Source organism: Flavobacterium sp. IMCC34518 (genome assembly GCF_027111095.2).
Lineage (GTDB): Bacteria > Bacteroidota > Bacteroidia > Flavobacteriales > Flavobacteriaceae > Flavobacterium > Flavobacterium praedii.
On record NZ_CP114284.2, the window covers coordinates 815,001 to 836,886 of the forward strand.

The 21,886-nt window shown below is 33.8% G+C and carries 22 protein-coding genes, 2 tRNA genes and 1 rRNA gene; 14 read left to right on the plus strand and 11 right to left on the minus strand.

Going from position 1 to position 21,886, the window contains the following annotated elements:
- Nucleotides 1-204: 204 nt before the first annotated feature.
- Nucleotides 205-1,718 (minus strand): 16S ribosomal RNA (locus OZP06_RS03565).
- A gap of 2,345 nt (nt 1,719-4,063) precedes the next feature.
- Here OZP06_RS03565 and OZP06_RS03570 point away from each other — a divergent pair.
- Nucleotides 4,064-4,495 (plus strand): DUF2721 domain-containing protein, encoded by a 432-nt coding sequence (locus OZP06_RS03570; RefSeq protein ID WP_281238922.1) that lies wholly within the window; start codon nt 4,064-4,066, stop codon nt 4,493-4,495.
- Here OZP06_RS03570 and OZP06_RS03575 read toward each other — a convergent pair.
- Entirely contained in the window at nt 4,471-5,430 is a 960-nt protein-coding gene (locus OZP06_RS03575; RefSeq protein WP_281238921.1) for a sodium-dependent bicarbonate transport family permease, read from the minus strand. The genes OZP06_RS03570 and OZP06_RS03575 overlap by 25 nt on opposite strands.
- 24 nt (nt 5,431-5,454) lie before the next feature.
- Nucleotides 5,455-5,730, minus strand: a complete 276-nt coding sequence (locus OZP06_RS03580) for a hypothetical protein (RefSeq protein WP_269223711.1) — start codon at nt 5,728-5,730, stop codon at nt 5,455-5,457.
- Between the two features lie 714 nt (nt 5,731-6,444).
- On the opposite strand from OZP06_RS03580, the gene OZP06_RS03585 reads away from it, so the two are divergent.
- The 6 genes from OZP06_RS03585 (at nt 6,445) to OZP06_RS03610 (ending at nt 12,434) form a co-directional block, all read left to right on the plus strand.
- On the plus strand, nt 6,445-7,347 hold the full coding sequence (locus OZP06_RS03585; protein WP_269223712.1) for a DMT family transporter: 903 nt from the start codon (nt 6,445-6,447) through the stop codon (nt 7,345-7,347).
- A gap of 153 nt (nt 7,348-7,500) precedes the next feature.
- Complete coding sequence (aqpZ, locus tag OZP06_RS03590) at nt 7,501-8,208, plus strand: aquaporin Z (protein ID WP_269223713.1); 708 nt, start codon at nt 7,501-7,503, stop codon at nt 8,206-8,208.
- 74 nt (nt 8,209-8,282) lie between these two features.
- Complete coding sequence (locus OZP06_RS03595; protein ID WP_281324234.1) at nt 8,283-8,885, plus strand: alpha-ketoglutarate-dependent dioxygenase AlkB; 603 nt, start codon at nt 8,283-8,285, stop codon at nt 8,883-8,885.
- Nucleotides 8,886-9,207: 322 nt separating this feature from the next.
- Nucleotides 9,208-9,486 (plus strand): DUF2805 domain-containing protein, encoded by a 279-nt coding sequence (locus OZP06_RS03600; protein WP_269223714.1) that lies wholly within the window; start codon nt 9,208-9,210, stop codon nt 9,484-9,486.
- Between the two features lie 182 nt (nt 9,487-9,668).
- Nucleotides 9,669-11,531, plus strand: a complete 1,863-nt coding sequence (locus OZP06_RS03605) for a peptidase M61 (RefSeq protein WP_269223715.1) — start codon at nt 9,669-9,671, stop codon at nt 11,529-11,531.
- A 186-nt stretch (nt 11,532-11,717) separates the two neighbouring features.
- A complete protein-coding gene (locus OZP06_RS03610) occupies nt 11,718-12,434 on the plus strand; it encodes a DUF4369 domain-containing protein (protein WP_269223716.1) in 717 nt (238 codons plus the stop codon).
- Between the two features lie 373 nt (nt 12,435-12,807).
- Here OZP06_RS03610 and OZP06_RS03615 read toward each other — a convergent pair whose 3' ends face one another.
- The 8 genes from OZP06_RS03615 to idi form a co-directional block, all read right to left on the minus strand.
- Entirely contained in the window at nt 12,808-13,302 is a 495-nt protein-coding gene (locus OZP06_RS03615) for a hypothetical protein (protein ID WP_269223717.1), read from the minus strand.
- A 541-nt stretch (nt 13,303-13,843) separates the two neighbouring features.
- A tRNA-Thr gene (locus OZP06_RS03620) sits at nt 13,844-13,917 on the minus strand.
- A gap of 74 nt (nt 13,918-13,991) precedes the next feature.
- A tRNA-Thr gene (locus tag OZP06_RS03625) sits at nt 13,992-14,065 on the minus strand.
- Nucleotides 14,066-14,140: 75 nt separating this feature from the next.
- Nucleotides 14,141-14,410 carry a hypothetical protein gene (locus OZP06_RS03630; RefSeq protein ID WP_269223718.1) on the minus strand — a complete coding sequence of 90 codons (270 nt, stop codon included), beginning with the start codon at nt 14,408-14,410 and terminating at the stop codon, nt 14,141-14,143.
- A 56-nt stretch (nt 14,411-14,466) separates the two neighbouring features.
- Entirely contained in the window at nt 14,467-15,435 is a 969-nt protein-coding gene (locus OZP06_RS03635; RefSeq protein WP_281324235.1) for a type I phosphomannose isomerase catalytic subunit, read from the minus strand.
- Nucleotides 15,436-15,498: 63 nt separating this feature from the next.
- Entirely contained in the window at nt 15,499-15,957 is a 459-nt protein-coding gene (locus OZP06_RS03640) for a peroxiredoxin (RefSeq protein WP_281240399.1), read from the minus strand.
- Nucleotides 15,957-16,367 (minus strand): 6-carboxytetrahydropterin synthase, encoded by a 411-nt coding sequence (locus OZP06_RS03645; RefSeq protein ID WP_281324236.1) that lies wholly within the window; start codon nt 16,365-16,367, stop codon nt 15,957-15,959. Before OZP06_RS03645 ends, OZP06_RS03640 begins: the two co-directional genes overlap by 1 nt.
- 76 nt (nt 16,368-16,443) lie before the next feature.
- Nucleotides 16,444-16,971 (minus strand): isopentenyl-diphosphate Delta-isomerase, encoded by a 528-nt coding sequence (gene idi / locus OZP06_RS03650; RefSeq protein ID WP_269223719.1) that lies wholly within the window; start codon nt 16,969-16,971, stop codon nt 16,444-16,446.
- A gap of 170 nt (nt 16,972-17,141) precedes the next feature.
- On the opposite strand from idi, the gene OZP06_RS03655 reads away from it, so the two are divergent.
- From OZP06_RS03655 to OZP06_RS03685, 7 genes are all read left to right on the plus strand, one after another.
- Nucleotides 17,142-17,597, plus strand: a complete 456-nt coding sequence (locus OZP06_RS03655; protein ID WP_269223720.1) for a GNAT family N-acetyltransferase — start codon at nt 17,142-17,144, stop codon at nt 17,595-17,597.
- Between the two features lie 150 nt (nt 17,598-17,747).
- Complete coding sequence (msrB, locus tag OZP06_RS03660; RefSeq protein WP_281238912.1) at nt 17,748-18,302, plus strand: peptide-methionine (R)-S-oxide reductase MsrB; 555 nt, start codon at nt 17,748-17,750, stop codon at nt 18,300-18,302.
- A gap of 7 nt (nt 18,303-18,309) precedes the next feature.
- Nucleotides 18,310-18,942 carry a peptide-methionine (S)-S-oxide reductase MsrA gene (msrA, locus tag OZP06_RS03665; RefSeq protein ID WP_269223721.1) on the plus strand — a complete coding sequence of 211 codons (633 nt, stop codon included), beginning with the start codon at nt 18,310-18,312 and terminating at the stop codon, nt 18,940-18,942.
- 74 nt (nt 18,943-19,016) lie between these two features.
- The gene (locus OZP06_RS03670; RefSeq protein WP_269223722.1) at nt 19,017-19,553 is read left to right on the plus strand and encodes a MepB family protein; all 537 of its coding nucleotides are present in this window, start codon (nt 19,017-19,019) and stop codon (nt 19,551-19,553) included.
- Between the two features lie 57 nt (nt 19,554-19,610).
- Nucleotides 19,611-20,096, plus strand: a complete 486-nt coding sequence (locus tag OZP06_RS03675) for a nuclear transport factor 2 family protein (protein WP_281324237.1) — start codon at nt 19,611-19,613, stop codon at nt 20,094-20,096.
- An 81-nt stretch (nt 20,097-20,177) separates the two neighbouring features.
- Entirely contained in the window at nt 20,178-20,642 is a 465-nt protein-coding gene (locus OZP06_RS03680) for a GNAT family N-acetyltransferase (protein WP_269223724.1), read from the plus strand.
- A gap of 125 nt (nt 20,643-20,767) precedes the next feature.
- On the plus strand, nt 20,768-21,727 hold the full coding sequence (locus OZP06_RS03685; RefSeq protein ID WP_281324238.1) for a quinone oxidoreductase: 960 nt from the start codon (nt 20,768-20,770) through the stop codon (nt 21,725-21,727).
- Nucleotides 21,728-21,886 lie beyond the last annotated feature (159 nt).

Sequence of the window (21,886 nt, forward strand, 5' to 3'; positions counted from 1 at the left end):
CTCTTTTTTCTTTGATTTAAAGATTAAATGATTTAAAGATTGAACCATTCTTGCGAATTTTTTAATCTTTAAATTTTTAAATTTTTAAATCTTTCAATTATTTTTTTAAATTAACAGCAAGAGTAATATAACCTTAAATCTGTAACCAATAGTCTCTTCGTCTTCTTTCTTTAGCGTGTCTTTCAACTAACACTAAAGCTCTAGAAAGGAGGTGTTCCAGCCGCACCTTCCGGTACGGCTACCTTGTTACGACTTAGCCCTAGTTACCAGTTTTACCCTAGGCAGCTCCTTGCGGTCACCGACTTCAGGCACCCCCAGCTTCCATGGCTTGACGGGCGGTGTGTACAAGGCCCGGGAACGTATTCACCGGATCATGGCTGATATCCGATTACTAGCGATTCCAGCTTCACGGAGTCGAGTTGCAGACTCCGATCCGAACTGTGACCGGTTTTGTAGATTCGCTCCTGGTCACCCAGTGGCTGCTCTCTGTACCGGCCATTGTAGCACGTGTGTAGCCCAAGGCGTAAGGGCCGTGATGATTTGACGTCATCCCCACCTTCCTCACAGTTTGCACTGGCAGTCTCGTTAGAGTTCCCGACATGACTCGCTGGCAACTAACAACAGGGGTTGCGCTCGTTATAGGACTTAACCTGACACCTCACGGCACGAGCTGACGACAACCATGCAGCACCTTGTAAATTGTCTTGCGAAAAAACTGTTTCCAGTCCGGTCAATCTACATTTAAGCCTTGGTAAGGTTCCTCGCGTATCATCGAATTAAACCACATGCTCCACCGCTTGTGCGGGCCCCCGTCAATTCCTTTGAGTTTCATTCTTGCGAACGTACTCCCCAGGTGGGATACTTATCACTTTCGCTTAGCCACTGAGATCGCTCCCAACAGCTAGTATCCATCGTTTACGGCGTGGACTACCAGGGTATCTAATCCTGTTCGCTACCCACGCTTTCGTCCATCAGCGTCAATCCATTAGTAGTAACCTGCCTTCGCAATTGGTATTCCATGTAATCTCTAAGCATTTCACCGCTACACTACATATTCTAGTTACTTCCTAATAATTCAAGTCTAGCAGTATCAATGGCCGTTCCACCGTTGAGCGATGGGCTTTCACCACTGACTTACTAAACCGCCTACGGACCCTTTAAACCCAATGATTCCGGATAACGCTTGGATCCTCCGTATTACCGCGGCTGCTGGCACGGAGTTAGCCGATCCTTATTCTCACAGTACCGTCAAGACATTACACGTAATGTTGTTTCTTCCTGTGCAAAAGCAGTTTACAATCCATAGGACCGTCATCCTGCACGCGGCATGGCTGGATCAGGCTTGCGCCCATTGTCCAATATTCCTCACTGCTGCCTCCCGTAGGAGTCTGGTCCGTGTCTCAGTACCAGTGTGGGGGATCTCCCTCTCAGGACCCCTACCCATCGTAGCCATGGTAAGCCGTTACCTTACCATCTAGCTAATGGGACGCATGCTCATCTTTCACCGTTGTGACTTTAATAGTTCAACCATGCGGTTGTACTATACTATGAGGTATTAATCCAAATTTCTCTGGGCTATCCCTCTGTGAAAGGTAGATTGCATACGCGTTACGCACCCGTGCGCCGGTCTCTCATTCCGAAGAACAATACCCCTCGACTTGCATGTGTTAAGCCTGCCGCTAGCGTTCATCCTGAGCCAGGATCAAACTCTTCATCGTATATTGTGCGCTTAATTAATTAAGCTATTATTATGCGACTCCAATTCTAGTGGTCTATTCTCAAATCTTTCGATTCTATTACTCTTATTCTTTTGTTTTAACATCTCTGTTAAAACGGCTGTCAATTCAATATGTCTAGGAACGTATTCTTATAGTTTAATCCGCTTTTCGTTGTCTCTCAAAGCGGGTGCAAAACTAACAATTCTTTTTGTAACTGGCAAGAACTTTTTGAAGTTTTTTTGAAAAATATTTTTCTCAGTTTCTTCTCTTTTCTTATCAGCCTCTCAAGGAACGTTGCGCGTTTAGCGGGGTGCAAAAGTAACATACTCTTTTAATTCCCACAAGCTTTTTTTAATCTTTTTTGAAAATAAATCTTCTTTGTGATTTTTATTACTTGTCAGTGTTTTAAAGAACTTAGTCGCTGTTGCGGGTGCAAAAGTAGACCCTTTATCCCTTTAAACAATGACTTTTTTGAGGTTTTTTTGATTTATTTTTTAATCTATTGGTATATTGTGCTTTATACAACCCCTTTTTTATCAAATCCATCGTTCTTACTGAAAATTTTAGGCCCTTTTTACGGTTTTATTACTTTTTGTGCCTTTTCAGAAGGGATTAATACCAGATGTATTGCCCTTTTTACGGCTTGTTAGTACTACTCTTTGTTCCTGGTTGTATTCGCCTGGGTTTTACTAATAGACTTTTATCACTCTTTGGGACGCGGATTTAACGGATTCGCTAATGCGAAGGCACGGAGGATCGCGGATTTATATTCCCTTCCTTAATATAAAGTGGTCTTTGTACCTCTCTATAGCTGTGTCCTATTAAAAAATACAGTTCTCGCAAAGGCGCGAAGGCGCAAAGAAAATTGTTCTAAACTTGGTGCCTTGGCATCTTGGCGAGAAAAACAAAGCTTAACTTAATCTAATTCGGCGCGGTGGGACGCGGATTTGACGGATTCGCTAATGCGAAGGCGCGGAGGAGCGCGGATTTTTATTCCCTCCTTTATATAGTGGGGCTTTTATAGCTGTGTCCTATTAAAAATATAGGTCTCGCAAAGGCGCGAAGGAGCAAAGAAAACAGTTCTAAACTTGGCGCCTTTGCTTCTTGGCGAGAAAAACAAAGCTTAACTCAATCTAATTCGGCGCGGTGGGACGCGGATTTGACGGATTCGCTAATGCGAAGGCGCGGAGGAGCGCGTATTTTTATTCCCTTCCTTTATATAGTGGGGCTTTAATAGCTGTATCTTATTATAAAATATAGGTCTCGCAAAGGCGCGAAGGAGCAAAGAAAACAGTTCTAAACTTGGCGCCTTGGCATCTTGGCGAGAAAAACAAAGCTTAACTCAATCTAATTCGGCGCGGTAGGATGCGGTTTTTATTGATTCGCTAATGCAAAGGCACGGAGGATCGCGGATTTTAATTCCCTTCCTTAATATAAGGTGGTTTTTCTAGCTCTGTATTGCTGTGTCCTATTAAAAAACACAGTTCTCGCAAAGGCGCGAAGGCGCAAAGAAAATTGTTCTAAACTTGGCGCCTTGGCATCTTGGCGAGAAAAACAAAGCTTAACTTAATCTAATTCGGCGCGGTGGGACGCGGATTTGACGGATTCGCTAATGCGAAAGCACGGAGGATCACGGATTTTTATTCCCTTCCTTAATATAAGGTGGTTTTTCTAGCTCTATATAGCTGTGTCCTATTAACAAACACAGTTCTCGCAAAGGCGCGAAGGCGCACAGAAAACTGTTCTAAACTTGGCGCCTTTGCCTCTTGGCTAGAAAAACAAAGCTTAACTCAATATAATTAGGCGCGGTGGGATGCGGATTTGACGGATTCGCTAATGCGAAACCGCGGAGGAGCGCGGATTTTAATTCCCTTCCTTAATATAATGTGGTTTTTCTAGCTCTGTATAGCTGTGTCCTATTAACAAACACAGTTCTCGCAAAGGCGCGAAGGCGCAAAGAAAACTGTTCTAAACTTGGCGCCTTGGCGTCTTGGTGAGAAAAAACAAAGCTTAACTTAATATAATTGGGCGCGGTAAGACGCGGATTTTCTTTGTTTATTCTTTACCTATATATAAGGTTCTTTAATTTTACGAATATGTTCTCTTGAAAACGGGTGTTCTAGCCCTGATAGTAGTGGAAATCCTTATGAGCCGGTGTTCGGCTCATAAGATTGTAACGGATAGCAGGTTTAAGCTCCTTACCTAAACTATATTTCAAATCAAATAATATAGAAATAGATATGAATTCAATATACACTTCGATCTTTCTATCCTATTTTATAAAGAATGCCATTTGAATGTGCATAAAAATACCGAACTTTGCAACTTCAAATTAAACACCACAAATGACACTTCACATTGAAACTCCTGCTTTATTATTTTCAGCAACATCATTGATTCTATTGGCTTATACTAATCGTTTTTTGACGGTTGCTACTATTATCAGAGGCTTGAAAAAAGCATATAAAGAAAAAGAAAATAGCATGATATTACTTGAAATAAAGAACCTTAACATTAGACTTACCCTTATACGTTACATGCAAATGGCTGGTGTAATGAGTCTTTTTCTATCGGTTTTCACTATGTTGGTTTTATTTTTGGACCATCAGGTAGCCGGAATTTATTTGTTTGCTGCTAGCTTATTGTCATTATTGACTTCATTAGCATTATGTTTTTGGGAAATCAACATATCAGTTGATGCTTTACGTCTTCATTTGAGTGATTTGACACACAAAGAACTTGAAAAAACACATCACCCAACTATTATTGACAAGTAAATTGGCATTCCAAATGTAATATTAAAGGGAAAAGTTACGGCCAATGCCATGGGCAAAAACAAACCAGGATTGGCTTTTGGAACAGCAATTTTCATAGCTGCAGGCACTGCAATATACGATGCACTAGCTGCGAGCACGGCAAATATGAATCGGTTACCGATATCATTTGTGACCAATTGACTAAAGTATGCAACAACAGATCCATTTATTAGAGGTATTACAATTGCGAAAACAAAACTAAACCAACCACTTTTAAAAAAATCCCCTAATTTTCTTCCGCTCACAATTCCCATATCTAGAAGAAAAATTGCCAAAAAACCTTTAAAAATATCAGTGGTAAATGGTTTTATTCCTAATGCTTGTTTATCACTTGCTAACATTCCGATGATTAAACTGCCTATAATTAATAGTACACTTCCGTTTGTAAAAGAATGTTTTATTATTGAACTTATTTTGGAAGGAGAATCATTTTTTTTATTAAACATACGTATTAATATGACACCAACGATAATGGCTGGAGCTTCCATAAGAGCCATTACTGCTACCATGTGACCGCTAAAAGCGTAATCTTGCATTTCTAAAAATGAAACTGCAGTCACAAATGTTACTGCACTAACTGAGCCATAAGCAGCTGCAATTGCTCCAGCATTATCAATACTAAACTTTCTTTTTAGAATAAAAAAAGTATATAAGGGTATTAAAATCGAAATTGTTATTCCAAAAATCACTGACCACATAATATCTAAAGTAAAAACACTGTGAGCGAGTTCTTGACCTCCCTTAAATCCAATTGAAAAGAGGAGATATAAAGAAATAAACTTGGAAGTATTGTTTGGTATTTCCAAATCACTTTTGAGATATACGGCTATTATGCCAAGCAAAAAAAACAATAAGGCAGGATTTGTTAGGTTTTCTACAAGTAAATCTAAGTTCATATTTTATGATTTTTGTTTTGATTATTATTCTAAGACAATTTCAATTCTACTGTTAATTCTGAGCTGCCTATTGTTTTGTTTCGCAAATTCGATCAACTCTTTTAGTGAATCACTCGCTTGATTCAAGTCTTTAATTCGTTCTTTTGAATGATTATTATCCGAATCAAATCGGATTTTATCACTAAAATTTTCCAAAGCATGATATTTTATTTTATCATTAATAAGAGTCAAGACCACTTTACCTGCTTCCTGTGGTAAAAATAAACCTTCAATCAATTGAAATTCAAACTTATTTTGCATATTTATTTTAGATATTAAAGTGAAACACATTATTTGCTGCAAAGGTGAAACGAATCAATCATAAATTTTTATTTATAATTGTAATGATGAATATAAAATATTTTTATGGACCATACTTTGCATTAATTAAACGTATTCCTTCTAGCAACACAATATCAAAACATTACCAAAATTGCACAAGAATTACATTTAACTCAACCAACACTTTCGATTCAGCTAAAAAATTTTCAAGATCAATTTGACATTCCACTTACAGAAATGATTGACTGAAAACTATATGTAACCGATTTTGGAAATAAAATTGCCAATAATTCAAATAAAATAAGGTTCGGGAACAAGACAAGTTATGAAACAATTTATTTTACTTCATAAATTAAATGTCCGAACGAAATTAGAACTTACCTGAAATGAAGCTGTAAAACAAGCTATCATTGCCGGTTGAGGCTGTTCGGTTATGCCACTAATTGAAATAAAAAACGATTTAAAAAACAGTAATCTTCAGATCACCACTATTCAAATATTACCAATACAGACCATTTGGAATTTAATTTTTTAAAAAAGTAAAGACGAATCATATTGAAAAATTATGATTGGGGAATGCATTTTAGCACAATTTAAAACTCTCTCATGGAAGAAGATAGTTTTTAAAATACAATTCATTATTTTTTCCAATTTAAAATACTATATCTTTGGCCGCTTTTTAAAAATATAGAAATGATAAAGAATCAAGTATTAAAAGGAACTTTTTTGGTAGGATTAGGCGCTACAAGCTATGGCATGCTGGCAACTTTTGTAAAAATGGCTTATGCCGAAGGTTATACCACAGCAGAAGTAACAATTGCTCAATTTATATTAGGAATCATTGGTATATTAATCATAAATGCATTCCAAAAATCTAAAAACACTGATGAAGTTGTAAAACCTACTCCAAAGAACATTTTTCAATTAATGATAGCTGGTACTTCACTGGGATTGACCAGTGTTTTTTATTACATGGCCGTTAAATACATTCCTGTTTCTATTGCCATTGTTTTGTTAATGCAAACTGTTTGGATTGGCCTATTATTAGAAATGATATTAGAAAGAAAAATTCCATCCACACAAAAAATAATTGCCGCTTTAATTGTCTTAATGGGTACCCTTCTGGCGACAAACATTTTGAAAAATGAAATCCAATTGGATTGGCGTGGAATTATCTTAGGACTGTTAGCCGCTTCTTCATTTACTACTACAATGTTTACAGCCAATCGCGTTGGACTTGGAATTTCGAATGCAAAACGCAGTTTATTCATGCTTTTAGGTGGTCTCACTATTGTAATTGGATTTGCAATTGCCACACAAACCACTCCCTTTAATTTTGCCATATTCCTTAAATGGGGAATAACAGTATCACTGTTTGGGACTATTATTCCGCCAATGCTTATGAATGCAGGTTTTCCGTTAACAGGAATTGGACTCGGCAGTATTGTTTCGGCTATAGAATTACCTGTATCTGTTATGATGGCTTACTTTCTGTTAAATGAAGAAGTGGTATTCATTCAATGGATAGGAATTCTCCTTATACTAGTTGCTATAATAATAATGAATGTAAAATTTAAAAAACAGCAACCATACTGATTATCAGCAGTAAAAAAAATAAAGTTATAGGTATTATGTGTTAAAAATTTTATAAATTCGTTACTCATACAATCGGTTTTCATTTGTAATGAGTCTGTATTGTAGCAATTTTATACATTTTATGATAGTAACTATTAACTTAATTTTTTTATTATGAAAAAACTTTTTGCAGAATTTTTCGGAACGTATTGGTTGGTTTTTGGAGGTTGTGGTAGTGCGCTGTTTGCCGCAGGGATACCAGATCTAGGAATTGGATTTATAGGAGTTTCACTGGCTTTTGGTTTAACCGTATTAACAATGGCTTATGCTGTTGGACACATATCAGGAGGACATTTTAATCCCGCAGTTTCTTTTGGACTATGGGCTGGTGGAAGATTTTCGGCTAAAGAATTACTTCCTTATATTATTGCTCAATGTGTTGGTGCAATAGCTGCGGCAGGAACTCTTTATACAATAGCTTCAGGAAAAGCAGGTTTCATGATAGACAATACAAAAGCAGGTGCTTTTGCTTCAAATGGCTTTGGTGCATTTTCTCCCGACGGTTATTCCATGCAAGCGGCATTCATTGCTGAATTTGTACTTACATTGTTTTTCCTTTTAATAATTCTTGGAGCAACGGATAAATTTGCAAATGGAAAATTTGCAGGAATCGCTATAGGATTGGGATTGACACTTATCCATTTAATTAGTATTCCAATTACAAATACATCAGTAAATCCAGCGAGATCACTTTCGCAAGCCTTATTTGTGGGTGGAGAACCATTATCTCAACTTTGGTTATTTTGGGTAGCACCTATATTAGGAGCAATCGTAGCTGGTTTTATTTATAAAAATTTACTGCAAGACCATTCAGAAGGATAGCATATTTAAAAAGATTATTATACTAAAGAGAAAAACGAAATTGAATATTTTGTTTTTCTCTTTATTTTTGTTTTATGAATTCACTATTTAATTCCGACCCTATACATCTTAATCTTCCAGATGCCGATATTACCTATTTCCCAAATTTTCTATCGAAAACAGAAGCCGATGTGCTTTTTCAGGAACTAATGAATAATACTCCTTGGCAACATGACTATATTACGGTTTATGGCAAAAAACATTTACAACCACGACTAACTGCATTATATGGAAATGAAGGTAAGCCTTACTCCTATTCCAATTTCGTGATGCAACCTCTAAATTGGACTTTACCTTTGCAAAAGATAAAAGTTCTTGTAGAAAATATCACCGAAAATAAATTCACCACGGTTCTATTAAACCATTATAGAGATGGAAACGACAGTAATGGTTGGCATGCTGATGATGAAAAAGAACTTGGAATTAACCCTATAATTGCCTCCCTAAGTATTGGTACGGAACGCGTTTTTAAATTAAAACACAAGATCAATTCTGATCTAAAAATGAATATCATATTAGAGCATGGGAGCTTGTTGTTAATGAAAGGAGCAACACAGCATTTTTGGAAACACCAAGTACCAAAGACAACAAAACCAATTGGACCTAGAATAAATCTCACCTTTCGATTCATTAAATAAACTTCAATTTACACTAAAAATCCCATTGAATTGTTTGGCAAAATTAAAACCTGCAAAGTTAATGTAACTAATTAGCGACAGCATAAAAAGATCCGCACAGATTATTCAATAATAATCCAATTAATCGGTGTCCAAATATTTATTAGAAGTAAAAGTAAAACACCTTAAATGACATTGTTTTCTACTTCAGCTATAACCAATAAAAAAAAATGAAAATTTTTTTAATTAAAATAAAAAGTAATACAATTTTTTATTAATATTGAATAAGATTTAAAATCAGATTTATTAATCATTAACAAAAAATAGAATTAATTTTCACGTGATGAAAAAGAGTAACCGCAAAGAATTGAACTGGGAACAAACAGAAAAACTTGTTACATTGGCCCAAGAAGAAAGAAATCCTTTTGAGATTATTAAGAAAGAATTCGGTTTAGACGAAAAAGAAGTTCTTGAGATTATGAAAAAGAAAATGCCAACAGAGAAATACGAAATGTGGAAAAAGAAAGCGATCGCAAGTAAACCGAAACCAAAACCTCTAAAGATTGACGACTTTGACGAAGATTTAGATGGTAAATATTACATAAAAAACAAACTAGACTAACCTAACCTTTTAAACTCCTGTATTTCAGGAGTTTTTTTTTGCTTTTTTTTTAAAGAATAGACTCTAAAATAAGCCCTATTAAAATTAGAAGAAATATTTTTTATTCTTTTTTAAATTTTTCAAAGCATTTTTGTAACAATTTAAAGTTCTGAAACACTAATTTGAAAACAAACACTTACAATATGAAAAAATTATTTTTTGCACTTGCTTTTTCATGTCTTATATGGACAAGTAAAGCAAGCACTACAACCACAACAGATTCAAAAAAAGAAGAGATAGAAGTAAGCATTAATCTGATTGATGTAAAAGATGACCAAGTATTGGTTACGGTAAAAGCCCCAAAAATAAAAACGAATGACATCACATTCAGTCTACCTAAAACGGTACCTGGAACATATTCAACTGATAATTATGGTAAATATATTGCCGACTTTAAGGCAATCGACAGTAAAGGAAATTTATTGACGGTAACTAAAACCGATGATAATACTTGGGTAATAAAAAACGCAAAGGCATTGGTGAAGATTACCTATTTAGTAAACGATACTTTCGATATCGAAAAAGGAAGAGGTTTTGGGAAAGATGATGTATTTTCTCCATCAGGAACTAATATTGATGCAGGCAAAAACTTCATGTTAAACTTACATGGCTTTATAGGATATTTTCAAGACAAAAAAGAAATACCCTACAAAGTTACCATTACTCACCCAGAAACACTTTGGGGAGCCACTTCAATGATTGATAAAGACGGTTCTAAAACTGTAGATCTTTTTGAAATGCCACTTTATTCAGAATTATTAGAAAATCCCATCATGTATTCTAAACCAGATTACACCACTTTCATGGTAGACGGTATGGATATTCAAATTGCTGTTTATTCGCCATCAGGAAAATTTACTGCAGAAAATATTACTCCAGAGATGAAAGTAATGATGACTGCACAAAAAACATTTTTAGGAAAAGTCAATTCTACTAAAAAATATACTGTTATTTTATATCTATCTTCAATGACTCCAACAGATGCTAAAGGCTTTGGAGCGTTAGAACACCCTACAGCTACTACAGTTGTCATGCCAGAAATGATGCCAAAAGAAGAATTGGTAAAACAAATGAAAGATGTAGTTTCACATGAATTCTTTCATATACTTACTCCATTAACAGTACATTCCAAAGAAATTCAATATTTTGATTACAATGACCCAAAAATGTCTCAACACTTATGGATGTATGAAGGCGTAACGGAATATTTTGCCAATTTATTCCAAATAAACCAAGGATTAATTCCAGAAACTGAATTTTATACCCGTATGGCAGGAAAAATAGAGCATGCCAATACCATGAATGATACAATGCCATTTACGGTTATGAGTGCAAATGTTCTAACAGAACCATACAAAGATCAATACCTAAATGTATATGAAAAAGGAGCCTTAATCGGAATGTGCTTAGACATTATAATTAGAGAAAAAAGCGAAGGTAAAAGAGGTATATTAGATCTAATGCACGAATTATCAAACGAATACGGCGTATCAAAACCCTTTAACGATGAAGAATTGTTTGCAAAAATAACTTCACTAACCTATCCTGAAGTTGGGGAATTTTTCTCAAAATACGTTTCAGGACCAACTCCTATTCCTTATTATGATTTTCTATCAAAAGTAGGAGTGACAAAAATAACACAAAAAACTCCTGAAGGAATCTTTCTAAAAGGTCAAGTACCCTATATTGGCGTAAATCAAGCAACCAAAGAAATATATGTTGCCCCAAATAAAGAATTAAACATATTTTATAGCACACTTGATCTAAAAGGTGGAGATATCATTGTTAGCATTAATGACATTCCATATTCTTTGGATAACATATACGATATGATTACAGAGAGTATGAAATGGAAAGAAAACGACCCAATTACCCTAAAAATAAAACGTGACGGTAAAGAACAAATATTAAAAGGAGTTGTAAAATTCCCTTACATAGATACCGAAGGTATGGATGCAACAGATGCTTCTAAAGCAAATTTGAGAAACACATGGCTGAAAGGATAATCCTAATAACTCTTTATTTAATCCCAATCTAGTTTAGATTGGGATTTTTTTTGAAAATCATTCCCGTTAAATAGATTCATTCCAACAATTTTCTTTATTTTGCGTCAAAAATAAACAAACTTAAAATCGTTTTAATTCAAAAATGAAAACAGCGTTTTAAGTTTACAACACAAATATTAATTACACATGAAAAATTCTATTATTGCTTTTGTTACCCTATTCCTGTTGGTTTCTTGTAACAAAAATGAATCTAAAACCAATTTACACATCACAGGAAATATAAAAGGACTTAAAGAAGGTACTTTATATATACAGCGATATGTTGAACCATCTCTTGTTGCTATAGATAGCATAAAAATTGATGGAAACTCAAATTTTGAATGTAACATTGATTTAAAATCACCCGAAATGCTGTATTTATTTCTTGACCGAGGAGTTACCAATTCCCTTGACAACAACATTATGTTTTTTGCAGAACCAGGAACTATAAATATCGATACTAACTTAGATACCTATCTTTCAAGTGCTAAAATAACAGGTTCAAAAAACCATGAATTATTCGAAGAATATCGCAAAATAAACGCTCGCTTCACAGATGAAAATCTAACCTTGATCGAACAAAAATTCAAAGCCATAAAAAGGAAGAATACCAAAGCAATAGATAGCATATCTATTTTACAAGACAATAATGTCAAACGTAAATACTTATATGCTACAAATTTTGCGGTAAACAATAAAGACCATGAAGTTTCACCTTATATTGCATTGGCTGAAATTTATGATATTAACATCAAATATTTGGATACTATTCAAAAATCAATGACTCCTAAAGTAGCAAAATCTTTGTATGGTGAGAAATTGACTAAATATGTGAATACTATCAAAAAAAGTGAAGGAAATTAATCTAAGTACTTCTTAAAACACCAAAAACCGCCTCATCAAAAGAGGGCACTGAAAAAGTCTCTCGAATAAGGAAAATGAAAATAACTGAAAAGGAGCGAAAACACTATGGTTTCGCTCCTTTTAGTTATTATAAGCCCCTTGTAATCTAAGAAGATTAAATTTGACTAAAAAAAGACGATTAAACAAAATCAAAGCCTTATTTAATCGGTTTTTTTAATGATTTTTGAAAATAGGGACTTTTTCAGTGCCCTCCATCAAAAGGCGGTTTTTTTTTGGATATAAATTATTTACATAGGTATTGAATCACTAGTAATGAAATTTAAAAAAACAACTTCTAACAACCATAATACTTTCCATTTATAATAGTCCTTTTTTATTCAAACGCATATCCAATCCTAATAGAAGTACTTTCTTCCCATTTAGTTGGAAGTGAAATGGCCATTAAATCCGATCTATAGCCATAAGCTGCTTTTAACCCTACATATAAGTCTTTTGACAAATCAACATCTACTCCGCATTCGACACCACCTGTAGGATAAACGTTGGTTCGGTATATTAAACCCAATCGCAATCCTCCATAATATCTTAAATTTTCAAAATAACCACTAGTTAAATTTAAACCAGCCGAACCCATGAATTGTGTATAGGATCCCTCTAAATTTTGAAATCTATTTACACCAAATCTAATGTACTTTGCATAGGACACCAATTCAATGTCTACACCAAAATTAAGATCACTTTCGTTTACCGAAATTGAAGGGCTTCCAAATGCTGAGAAAGTAAAATATTCACTATCCCCAAATCTTAATCCTTGTGCTGATACTCCAATCATACTGAAAAGAAGTAAGCAAATAAAAATTAGTCTCATAATAACGATTGTTTTAAAAATTAATTGAATGGTTATTCTAATTATTAGTAAAAAAAATCAAGTTTACTATTTTTCTAATTCCCTTAATTTCAAATGATTTTATAGTATCTTATTTTCAATAAAAAACACTATAAAAAAAGTTAAATTAAAAAATATAAAAGTTGTTTATAATAAAACAAAATCTTTTATGCCAACAAATATCATTACTTAAAGTTACATCATATACTGTTTAAATGCAAATATAATCGTTTAAATACATCTATTTGTTGTTTTAATAGATAAAATACTTACTTTAAATTAGTGAGTTTTCATTAGATAATCATAAGTACTTCCTTTTTGCCCTAAATCTACCACAAACTTAACCTCCTATAAACGTGGTTATTAAATATACATCAGAATTTACTTTATTAATACTATTTTCGATGAATGTCTAAAAAAACCGATTATTGACTTAATTATGGATCAATCCTTTTTTGGCTTGATCCTAAAACAGCTATAAACGAAAAAACCACCTAACAAAAGTTAGATGGTTTTCTTAAAGAGCCGGCGGAGGGACTCGAACCCACGACCTGCTGATTACAAATCAGCTGCTCTAGCCAACTGAGCTACGCTGGCGGACTCAATATGTTTGTGTAATAAATCTGCCTTTTCAAATAAAAAACCATCTAAATGAATAGATGGTTTTTTTGAGCCGGCGGAGGGACTCGAACCCACGACCTGCTGATTACAAATCAGCTGCTCTAGCCAACTGAGCTACGCTGGCGACTCATTACGGGTGCAAATATAAGTCTGTATTTCGTTTTTCCAAAATAAATCCAGACTTTTTTTGCCTTTTTTTTTACTGTAAATCGTTGATTTTAGTAATCAATTGATTAGCAGTTTGTTCTAATTCTACATTTATTTGTTTGAAATGTGCTTTCTTATTTTCAACATTTTTCGCATTCACTTTAGTGATCAAAACGTCAAAAGCAGCAATAGCTTCATCAATTAATGCATTCGTTTCGTCAGTTGGTTTTCCTGTTGTAGCGATTTCAAACAAGTAAACTGCTTCAATAATATCTCCTAAAACGTAGTTGATGTCTTTCTTTAAATTCTTAACGTTTGCCATTTTATTTTTTATTTAATTTGCGTTTGCAAAAGTACACATAATCTTTCTAATCCCAACTATGAAATGTAAATTTCTAAAATAGAAGCTTTTCCCCTAAGATCATAAGACTTCATAGCTGCGGGAACAAGAACAGTATCTCCTTTTCTATATGAATAGGTTACTGCATCATATTCTATTTCAAAAGCACCTTCAATACACATATATACTGTAAAAGTTAATCCTGTATTTTCAACTTTTTTATCATTCTCTAAAGGAATAAAATTGGTTGTAAAATAAGGACATGCTACAATATTATTCGATTGATTAACTTCCTTGAAATATTCCTTATTAGTATTGACTTTTTTATAATTAATTGCGTCTAATGCTAAATCCACATGTAATTCTCTGGTATTTCCATTGGCATCTTTTCGATCAAAATCATACAAACGATAGGTAATATCAGACGTTTGTTGAATTTCGGCCACTAATAATCCAGCTCCTATGGCATGAACAGTTCCTGTTTCCAGAAAAAAAACATCACCGGGTTTTACCTTTACATCATCAAGAATAGACACCAAAGTATTGTCTTTTAGATGTTTTAAATACTCTTCAGGATTAGAATTGTCTTTGAATCCAACGATAATTCTAGCATCATCATCAGCTTGCATAATATACCACATTTCAGTTTTTCCAAATGAATTGTGTCGCTTTTTGGCCAATTCATCATTAGGATGTACTTGAATCGATAAATCTTCACGAGCATCTAAGTATTTAAAAAGTAATGGGAATTGACTCCCAAATCTTTTATAAACTACCGTTCCCAAAATTTCATTTGGAAATTCATTGATTAATTCGCTCAATGCTTTTCCTTTATACTCGCCATTTGCAATAACACTAACATCACCTTCAACAGTAGACAATTCCCAACTTTCTCCAGTAATATTTGAAGTAATTGGTTTGTTTAGAATTGTTTTTAATTTTTCGCCCCCCCAAATTCTTTCTTTAAGAATAGCTTCGAAACGTAATGGATATATTTTTGATTTCATCTTGTTTTTTTTAATACAAATTTCAACACTTTTGCGATCAAACAATAATACTATTTTGTCAATCTATTGCTGTAATTTTTTAATGGCTTCAAGTGCTTTTGGAATATGACGCGTAGCCATCATACTGTCAAATGTCATAATGATTGTTCCTGTTTTATCAGCAACATAAGTTACTCTGCCAGGCAATAACCCAAATAATCCTGCTGGAACACCAAATAGTTTTCTTATTTTTTTTTCTGAATCGGACAAAAGTATAAAAGGCAATTTGAAACGTTGAGTAAATTTTTGATGTGACACAACACTATCACTACTAATCCCAATTACCTCTGCTCCCAAATCTTTAAAATCTTCATACTGATCCCTAAAACTACAGGCTTGCGCGGTACATCCTGGAGTATTGTCTTTTGGATAAAAATAAATAACCAATGGCTTTTTACCTATTATTTCTTGACTATCAAAATCATTTCCATAAGTATCTTTTGCAGTAAACTTTGGAATTTTATCTCCTACTTTTAGTTCCATCATTCTCCTTTATAAGTTACAAAATTGCGAGGTGTCTCATAAAGAACCACTTCTAAATCCAAGTCTAATTTTATTCTTTTTCGTATTTTATTCCAAATTACGACTACAATATTTTCTGCTGTAGGATTTAAATCCTGAAATTCCGGAACATCGAGATTCAAATTTTTGTGATCCATTTGATTCTCTACTTCTTCTTTGATAATATCAGTAAGGAATTTTACATCCATGACATAGCCTGTTTCCTGATCTATTTCGCCAGTGACACTTACTATTAATTCATAGTTATGCCCGTGAAAATTAGGGTTGTTGCATTTGCCAAAAACGGAATCATTTTGTTCGAATGTCCAGTCTTTTCGATACAGGCGATGCGCTGCATTAAAATGGGCTTTTCTGGATATGGTTACTCTCATATAGTTTTTTGATTGTAGATTATTTTCTGTAATTTATTGACTTCCTGAATTCTGGAAACTGAAATCTGCAATCTTGTTATAGTGTATGTTCTTCTAGAAAATGATAAAACTCATCAAAAATAATTTTAAACCAAACAGTATATTTTGATGGATTCAAAAGCATATCACTTTTTACATCTTCAATTTTCATCCATTTCCAGTCTTCAACTTCTTCTGTGTTAATCATTGGTTCTCCATTATAATAACCAATCATAACGTGATCGAGTTCATGTTCTGTCAAACCATTATCAAAAGGGGCTTTATATATAAAATGAAAAAGTTCTTTCAACTCGGTATTAAAACCCATTTCTTCAAACAATCTTCGACTGCCTGCTTGAATATTTGTTTCCCCTTCGCGTTGGTGACTGCAACAAGTATTTGTCCATAATAAAGGAGAGTGATATTTTTGATGGGCTCGTTGTTGGAGCATAATTTCCTTTTTCTCATTTAAAACAAAAACAGAAAAAGCACGATGCAAAATAGCTTTTTCATGTGCTTCTAATTTTGGCATTAAACCAATTTGTTCATCTAACTCATTTACTAATATTACTTTTTCTTCTTCCATAGTACGTATTGATGAAACAAAAGTACAAAAAAGATATCCTTTGTAAAGGCTTTAACATTCTTTTGCTTTTTGTGGAAGCTATTTTTTTGAGAAACCTTTAAATACTTAACCTTAGAAATTACGACTACTCTTTTTTGTATATTTGATACTCTAAATTTGAAATCAATTATATGATTTATATTCGAAAAGCAATCCCCGAAGACCTATCAATATTATTGGAATTTGAACAAGGAATTATTGCAGCTGAACGCCCTTTTGATCCAACACTGAAAGAGGGAGAAATAAGCTATTACGATCTAAAAAAAATGATTACTGCTCATGATGTTGAAGTCGTTGTTGCCGTATTGAACGATCAAATTATTGGTTCTGGATATGCTCGAATTGAGAATGCAAAATCCTATTTGAACCATGAATTATTTGCGTATTTGGGTTTTATGTACACCCATCCAGACCATCGCGGAAAAGGAGTAAATAAACAAATTATTGAAGCATTAAGCAACTGGATTCGTTCACAAGGCATATTTGAGATGCGATTGGATGTATATAATGACAACCCTTCGGCAATAAAAGCATATGAAAAGGTAGGATTCAAAAAGCATTTAATCAACATGCGATTAGGTATATAAAAAGCACTATTACTCTTTTTAAAAAACTGAAACCAATTTTAATTAGCTAACAACTGTTAAAGATTTTATAAATAGAAATTGATTTGTAAAATAACCGACATTTTGATTGTTATTTGCTCTCTACTTTTGGAGTATAAAAAAACAAACCTTATGAAAACAAGAACCTCATTTTTTTGCATTTTACTATTTCTCCCTTTCTTTTTTTTTCAAGCTTGTGGGCAGAATAAAGAAACAAAAAATAACGCTATGACACCAATCGAAAACAATCAGAGCAAACCTGGCAACCCATATTATTCTCATACCGACACTACAAAACTAAATTTGACTGATGCCGAATGGAAAAAAATCTTACCAGAAGATGTTTATTTGGTTTCTAGAAAAGCCGATACCGAAAGAGCCTTTACAGGTAAATACTGGAACACCGATGTCAAAGGAACCTATTACTGTGCTGCTTGTGGCAATCTGCTTTTTCGTTCTGGAGCCAAATTTGCCAGCAGTTGTGGATGGCCCAGTTTTTTTGAACAGGAAAATAAAAAAAGTGTGGTATTCAAAAACGATAATTCAATCGGAATGGAAAGAATTGAAGCCTTATGTGGTAGATGTGGCGGTCATTTGGGACACTTATTTGATGATGGCCCTGCTCCCACCGGCAAAAGATACTGTATGAATTCTATAGCCCTTGATTTTGAACCTGATGCTAAATAAACAAACAATGAAAACGATATTAATCCTATTAGCTTGCTTACTTATTACTGGAACTTTTTATTCTCAAAACAATAATACTACAAAAAAAATGACACAATCTAATTTTGAAACCATAACCTTAGGCGGTGGCTGCTACTGGTGTGTGGAGGCTGTTTATGAAAACTTGAAAGGAGTAAAATCGGTTGTTTCGGGTTTTTCGGGAGGCAAAACATTGAATCCAAGTTATGAAGAAGTTTGCTCTGGCACCACTGGACATGCCGAAGTTGTACAAATTACTTTTGACAAAAACGTAACTACTTTGGATGAAATTTTCAAGGTGTTTTTTACCGTACACGATCCTACAACCCTGAATAGACAAGGAGGAGACAGAGGTACACAATACCGCTCTGTAATTTTTTATAACAATGAAGAACAAAAACAAGAAGCGCAGTCAATTATTGCTGAATTAAAAAACGCAAAGGTATATGACAACCCAATTGTAACAACACTGGAACCTTTTACTAAATTTTACAAAGCCGAAGACTATCATCAAAACTATTATGCCAATAATAAAAATCAGCCTTATTGTCAAATGGTTATTCAACCCAAATTAGAAAAATTTGAAAAAGTATTTAAAGATAAGCTGAAAAGTAAAAAATAATTATATCATTTAAAAGGCGAGATAGTATTTTCGCCTTTTTTTATGCCTTTGACAATAATTAAAATTCTCCATAAATGAACCTCAAAAAACCAAGAATATCAATTGAAGAATTACCCCAAGATTTCATTTATACCAAAAAAATATTGAGTAAAAATGGTACTTTCGAAATATCGCAATTTGTTCTTGAACCCGAAAGTACTGAATATGGTGCCTGTGCTTTCATGATAAATAATGTAAATATTCTATTTCGAACTGCAAAAACTACACCAACCAAAATTGGACAATTTGTGACACTTTGGAAAAGAGTAAACCAAGGACCTATCCAACCTTTTGATAGTACCGATGCTATTGATGTATTTATCATTAGCGCCCGAAAAGGAGATCACTTCGGATTATTTATTTTTCCAAAATCTGTTCTTATTAATAACCAAATTGTTTCAGATACAAAAGAAGGAAAACGGGCTATCCGAGTTTATCCTCCTTGGGATCGCACTACTAGTAAACAAGCCCAAAAAACACAGAAATGGCAATCGGATTATTTCTTGGAAGTTACCCAAGATGAAAAAATAGACCTAAAACGTGCAAAATTACTCCTCCCTACAAAATACTAAAAAACTACAATTTCAAAAATAAAGCTTAATTTCAACACCTTACTAATTTAAAAGAAAATGAAAGAAAAAATTGTACAAAACCAAGTATTTTTCCTCTTATTCCTATTAATCATAGGTTTAAATTTAACTCAGGCGCAAGAAAAAAAAGTAGCGCCAACTTCTCAAGAATTATACAACGAAATTGCAGCAATGGATACTGTCCTTTTCGATGCATTTAATGCAAAAGATATGGCCAAATTCAAACCACTTTTTACCGAAGATCTTGAATGGTATCAAGACAATGGCGGATTACTTTCTTACGAAACCGTTTTTACCAATTTTGAAAAAATGTTTAAAAACGAAAACAAACTCACTAGACAACTGGTAAAAGGAAGCCTTGAGGTGCATCCCATAAAAGATTTTGGAGCAATTGAAATTGGTGTTCATCAATTCCGACATATGGAAAACGGAAAAGAAGAAATTGGCACTTTTAAATTTGTAATGATTTGGAAAAAAGTAAACAATCAATGGAAACTATCAAGGGTGATAAGCTATGATCATTAATTTAAATAAAATTTAAAAACCAAAATCTGGCTGATTTATTTACTTTTATACATCAAAAAAAGAATTCAATAAATTAAAAAAATGATCATTAGAAAAGCTTTAATTGAAGATATTAAACAGATTCAAGCAGTGCGAAATTCGGTAACAGAAAATACTTTGTCAGACCCTAACTTGGTAACAGACGAAGATTGCAAAGAATTCTTAACAATAAGAGGAAAAGGTTGGGTTTGTGAAATTGATAATGAAATTGTTGGTTTTGCAATTGTAGATTTAAAAGAAAATAATATTTGGGCATTGTTTTTAAATCCTAAATTTGAGAAAAAAGGAATTGGCAAACAGCTTCATGATAACATGCTTGATTGGTATTTTGAGCAGACAAAAAACACTCTTTGGCTAGGCACTTCACCAATGACTAGAGCGGAATATTTTTATAGAAAAGCAGGCTGGGCAGAAATTGGCACTCACGGTAAAAACGAAATAAAATTTGAAATGACCCATAACAATTGGATATCAAAAAAGGAGAATCAATCTTTTATTAACCCGTAAAATTTAGCTTTCTTTGCATCCTCAAAAAAATGAAATATGAAATGAGCATAACTTTAAATTGGCAAGTAGCACCAATTAGGCATGCAAATTACATATGACCGATAAAAAACAATACATATCAACATATGAAAGCACTTACCTTCTCCAAGTTTGGAGACTCCAATGTTCTTGAATATAAAGAAATACCTGCACCAATTTTAAAAACCGATGAGATTTTGGTCGAAATGAAAGCTATTGGCCTCAACTTTGCCGATGTGTACAGACGAAAAGGGAATTATCACCTCAAAGGAAATCCACCTTTTATAGCGGGTTACGAAGGTGCTGGTATTGTAGTCGATACCAATGGAAATGCTGATTTTAAAATTGGAGACCGAGTAGCTTTTGCCGACGTTCCTTTTGCCAATGCCGAGTTCGTTGCCGTTCCTCTTGAGCATGTAATTCCGATTCCTGAAAATATTTCTTTTGAAATTGCAGCTACAATTCTATTACAAGGTTTAACCGCTCATTATTTGGCAACTGACAGTCACAAAACACAAAAAGGAGAAACCGTTTTGGTTCATGCTTCTGCTGGAGGAGTTGGGCAATTCTTAACACAAATCAGTAAACTTTTGGGCGCGAGAGTTATCGGACTAACATCATCTGCTGAAAAAGCATCCGTTTCAAAACAAAATGGAGCCGACGCTGTTTTTCTATATTCTGAAAATTGGAAAACACAGGTATTCGATTTTTGCCAAAATGGTGTTGATGTTGTTTACGATAGTATTGGCAGTACTTTGACAGATAGTTTTGAAATCACTAAAGAATGTGGCCAAGTTGTATTCTTCGGTATGGCCGGTGGTGATCCCGAATTGGTAAACCCAAGAATGTTGATGGATACATCCAAAACATTAACGGGTGGCGATTTGTGGAGTTATTTAAAATCGAAAGAAGAACGAATTAAAAGAGCACATCATTTATTTGATTGGATTGCAAATGGAGATATTACCATTGCAGCACCGACTACTTTCAAACTATCCGAAGGGAAATTGGCACATGATTATCTGGAAAGCCGAAAAAGCACTGGAAAAATTATCTTGATTCCATAATACATTAAACTCCATAAACACTTTAAAAACCTCGATTGACTCGAGGTTTTTTATTTTTAAACGATTAATAAAAAAGCTAAATAAAAATCAAACAATTGTTAAAACTCCAAATTACAATATGTTTTAATGTTAAAAAACCGAAATTATAATTAAATTTGA

Excerpts from the sequence above, each read along its gene's own strand:
- OZP06_RS03570 (WP_281238922.1), top strand. The coding sequence starts at position 4,064 with ATGACACTTCACATTGAAACTCCTGCTTTATTATTTTCAGCAACATCA.
- OZP06_RS03575 (WP_281238921.1), bottom strand. The coding sequence starts at position 5,430 with ATGAACTTAGATTTACTTGTAGAAAACCTAACAAATCCTGCCTTATTG.
- OZP06_RS03580 (WP_269223711.1), bottom strand. The coding sequence starts at position 5,730 with ATGCAAAATAAGTTTGAATTTCAATTGATTGAAGGTTTATTTTTACCA.
- OZP06_RS03585 (WP_269223712.1), top strand. The coding sequence starts at position 6,445 with ATGATAAAGAATCAAGTATTAAAAGGAACTTTTTTGGTAGGATTAGGC.
- aqpZ (WP_269223713.1), top strand. The coding sequence starts at position 7,501 with ATGAAAAAACTTTTTGCAGAATTTTTCGGAACGTATTGGTTGGTTTTT.
- OZP06_RS03595 (WP_281324234.1), top strand. The coding sequence starts at position 8,283 with ATGAATTCACTATTTAATTCCGACCCTATACATCTTAATCTTCCAGAT.
- OZP06_RS03600 (WP_269223714.1), top strand. The coding sequence starts at position 9,208 with ATGAAAAAGAGTAACCGCAAAGAATTGAACTGGGAACAAACAGAAAAA.
- OZP06_RS03605 (WP_269223715.1), top strand. The coding sequence starts at position 9,669 with ATGAAAAAATTATTTTTTGCACTTGCTTTTTCATGTCTTATATGGACA.
- OZP06_RS03610 (WP_269223716.1), top strand. The coding sequence starts at position 11,718 with ATGAAAAATTCTATTATTGCTTTTGTTACCCTATTCCTGTTGGTTTCT.
- OZP06_RS03615 (WP_269223717.1), bottom strand. The coding sequence starts at position 13,302 with ATGAGACTAATTTTTATTTGCTTACTTCTTTTCAGTATGATTGGAGTA.
- OZP06_RS03630 (WP_269223718.1), bottom strand. The coding sequence starts at position 14,410 with ATGGCAAACGTTAAGAATTTAAAGAAAGACATCAACTACGTTTTAGGA.
- OZP06_RS03635 (WP_281324235.1), bottom strand. The coding sequence starts at position 15,435 with ATGAAATCAAAAATATATCCATTACGTTTCGAAGCTATTCTTAAAGAA.
- OZP06_RS03640 (WP_281240399.1), bottom strand. The coding sequence starts at position 15,957 with ATGGAACTAAAAGTAGGAGATAAAATTCCAAAGTTTACTGCAAAAGAT.
- OZP06_RS03645 (WP_281324236.1), bottom strand. The coding sequence starts at position 16,367 with ATGAGAGTAACCATATCCAGAAAAGCCCATTTTAATGCAGCGCATCGC.
- idi (WP_269223719.1), bottom strand. The coding sequence starts at position 16,971 with ATGGAAGAAGAAAAAGTAATATTAGTAAATGAGTTAGATGAACAAATT.
- OZP06_RS03655 (WP_269223720.1), top strand. The coding sequence starts at position 17,142 with ATGATTTATATTCGAAAAGCAATCCCCGAAGACCTATCAATATTATTG.
- msrB (WP_281238912.1), top strand. The coding sequence starts at position 17,748 with ATGAAAACAAGAACCTCATTTTTTTGCATTTTACTATTTCTCCCTTTC.
- msrA (WP_269223721.1), top strand. The coding sequence starts at position 18,310 with ATGAAAACGATATTAATCCTATTAGCTTGCTTACTTATTACTGGAACT.
- OZP06_RS03670 (WP_269223722.1), top strand. The coding sequence starts at position 19,017 with ATGAACCTCAAAAAACCAAGAATATCAATTGAAGAATTACCCCAAGAT.
- OZP06_RS03675 (WP_281324237.1), top strand. The coding sequence starts at position 19,611 with ATGAAAGAAAAAATTGTACAAAACCAAGTATTTTTCCTCTTATTCCTA.
- OZP06_RS03680 (WP_269223724.1), top strand. The coding sequence starts at position 20,178 with ATGATCATTAGAAAAGCTTTAATTGAAGATATTAAACAGATTCAAGCA.
- OZP06_RS03685 (WP_281324238.1), top strand. The coding sequence starts at position 20,768 with ATGAAAGCACTTACCTTCTCCAAGTTTGGAGACTCCAATGTTCTTGAA.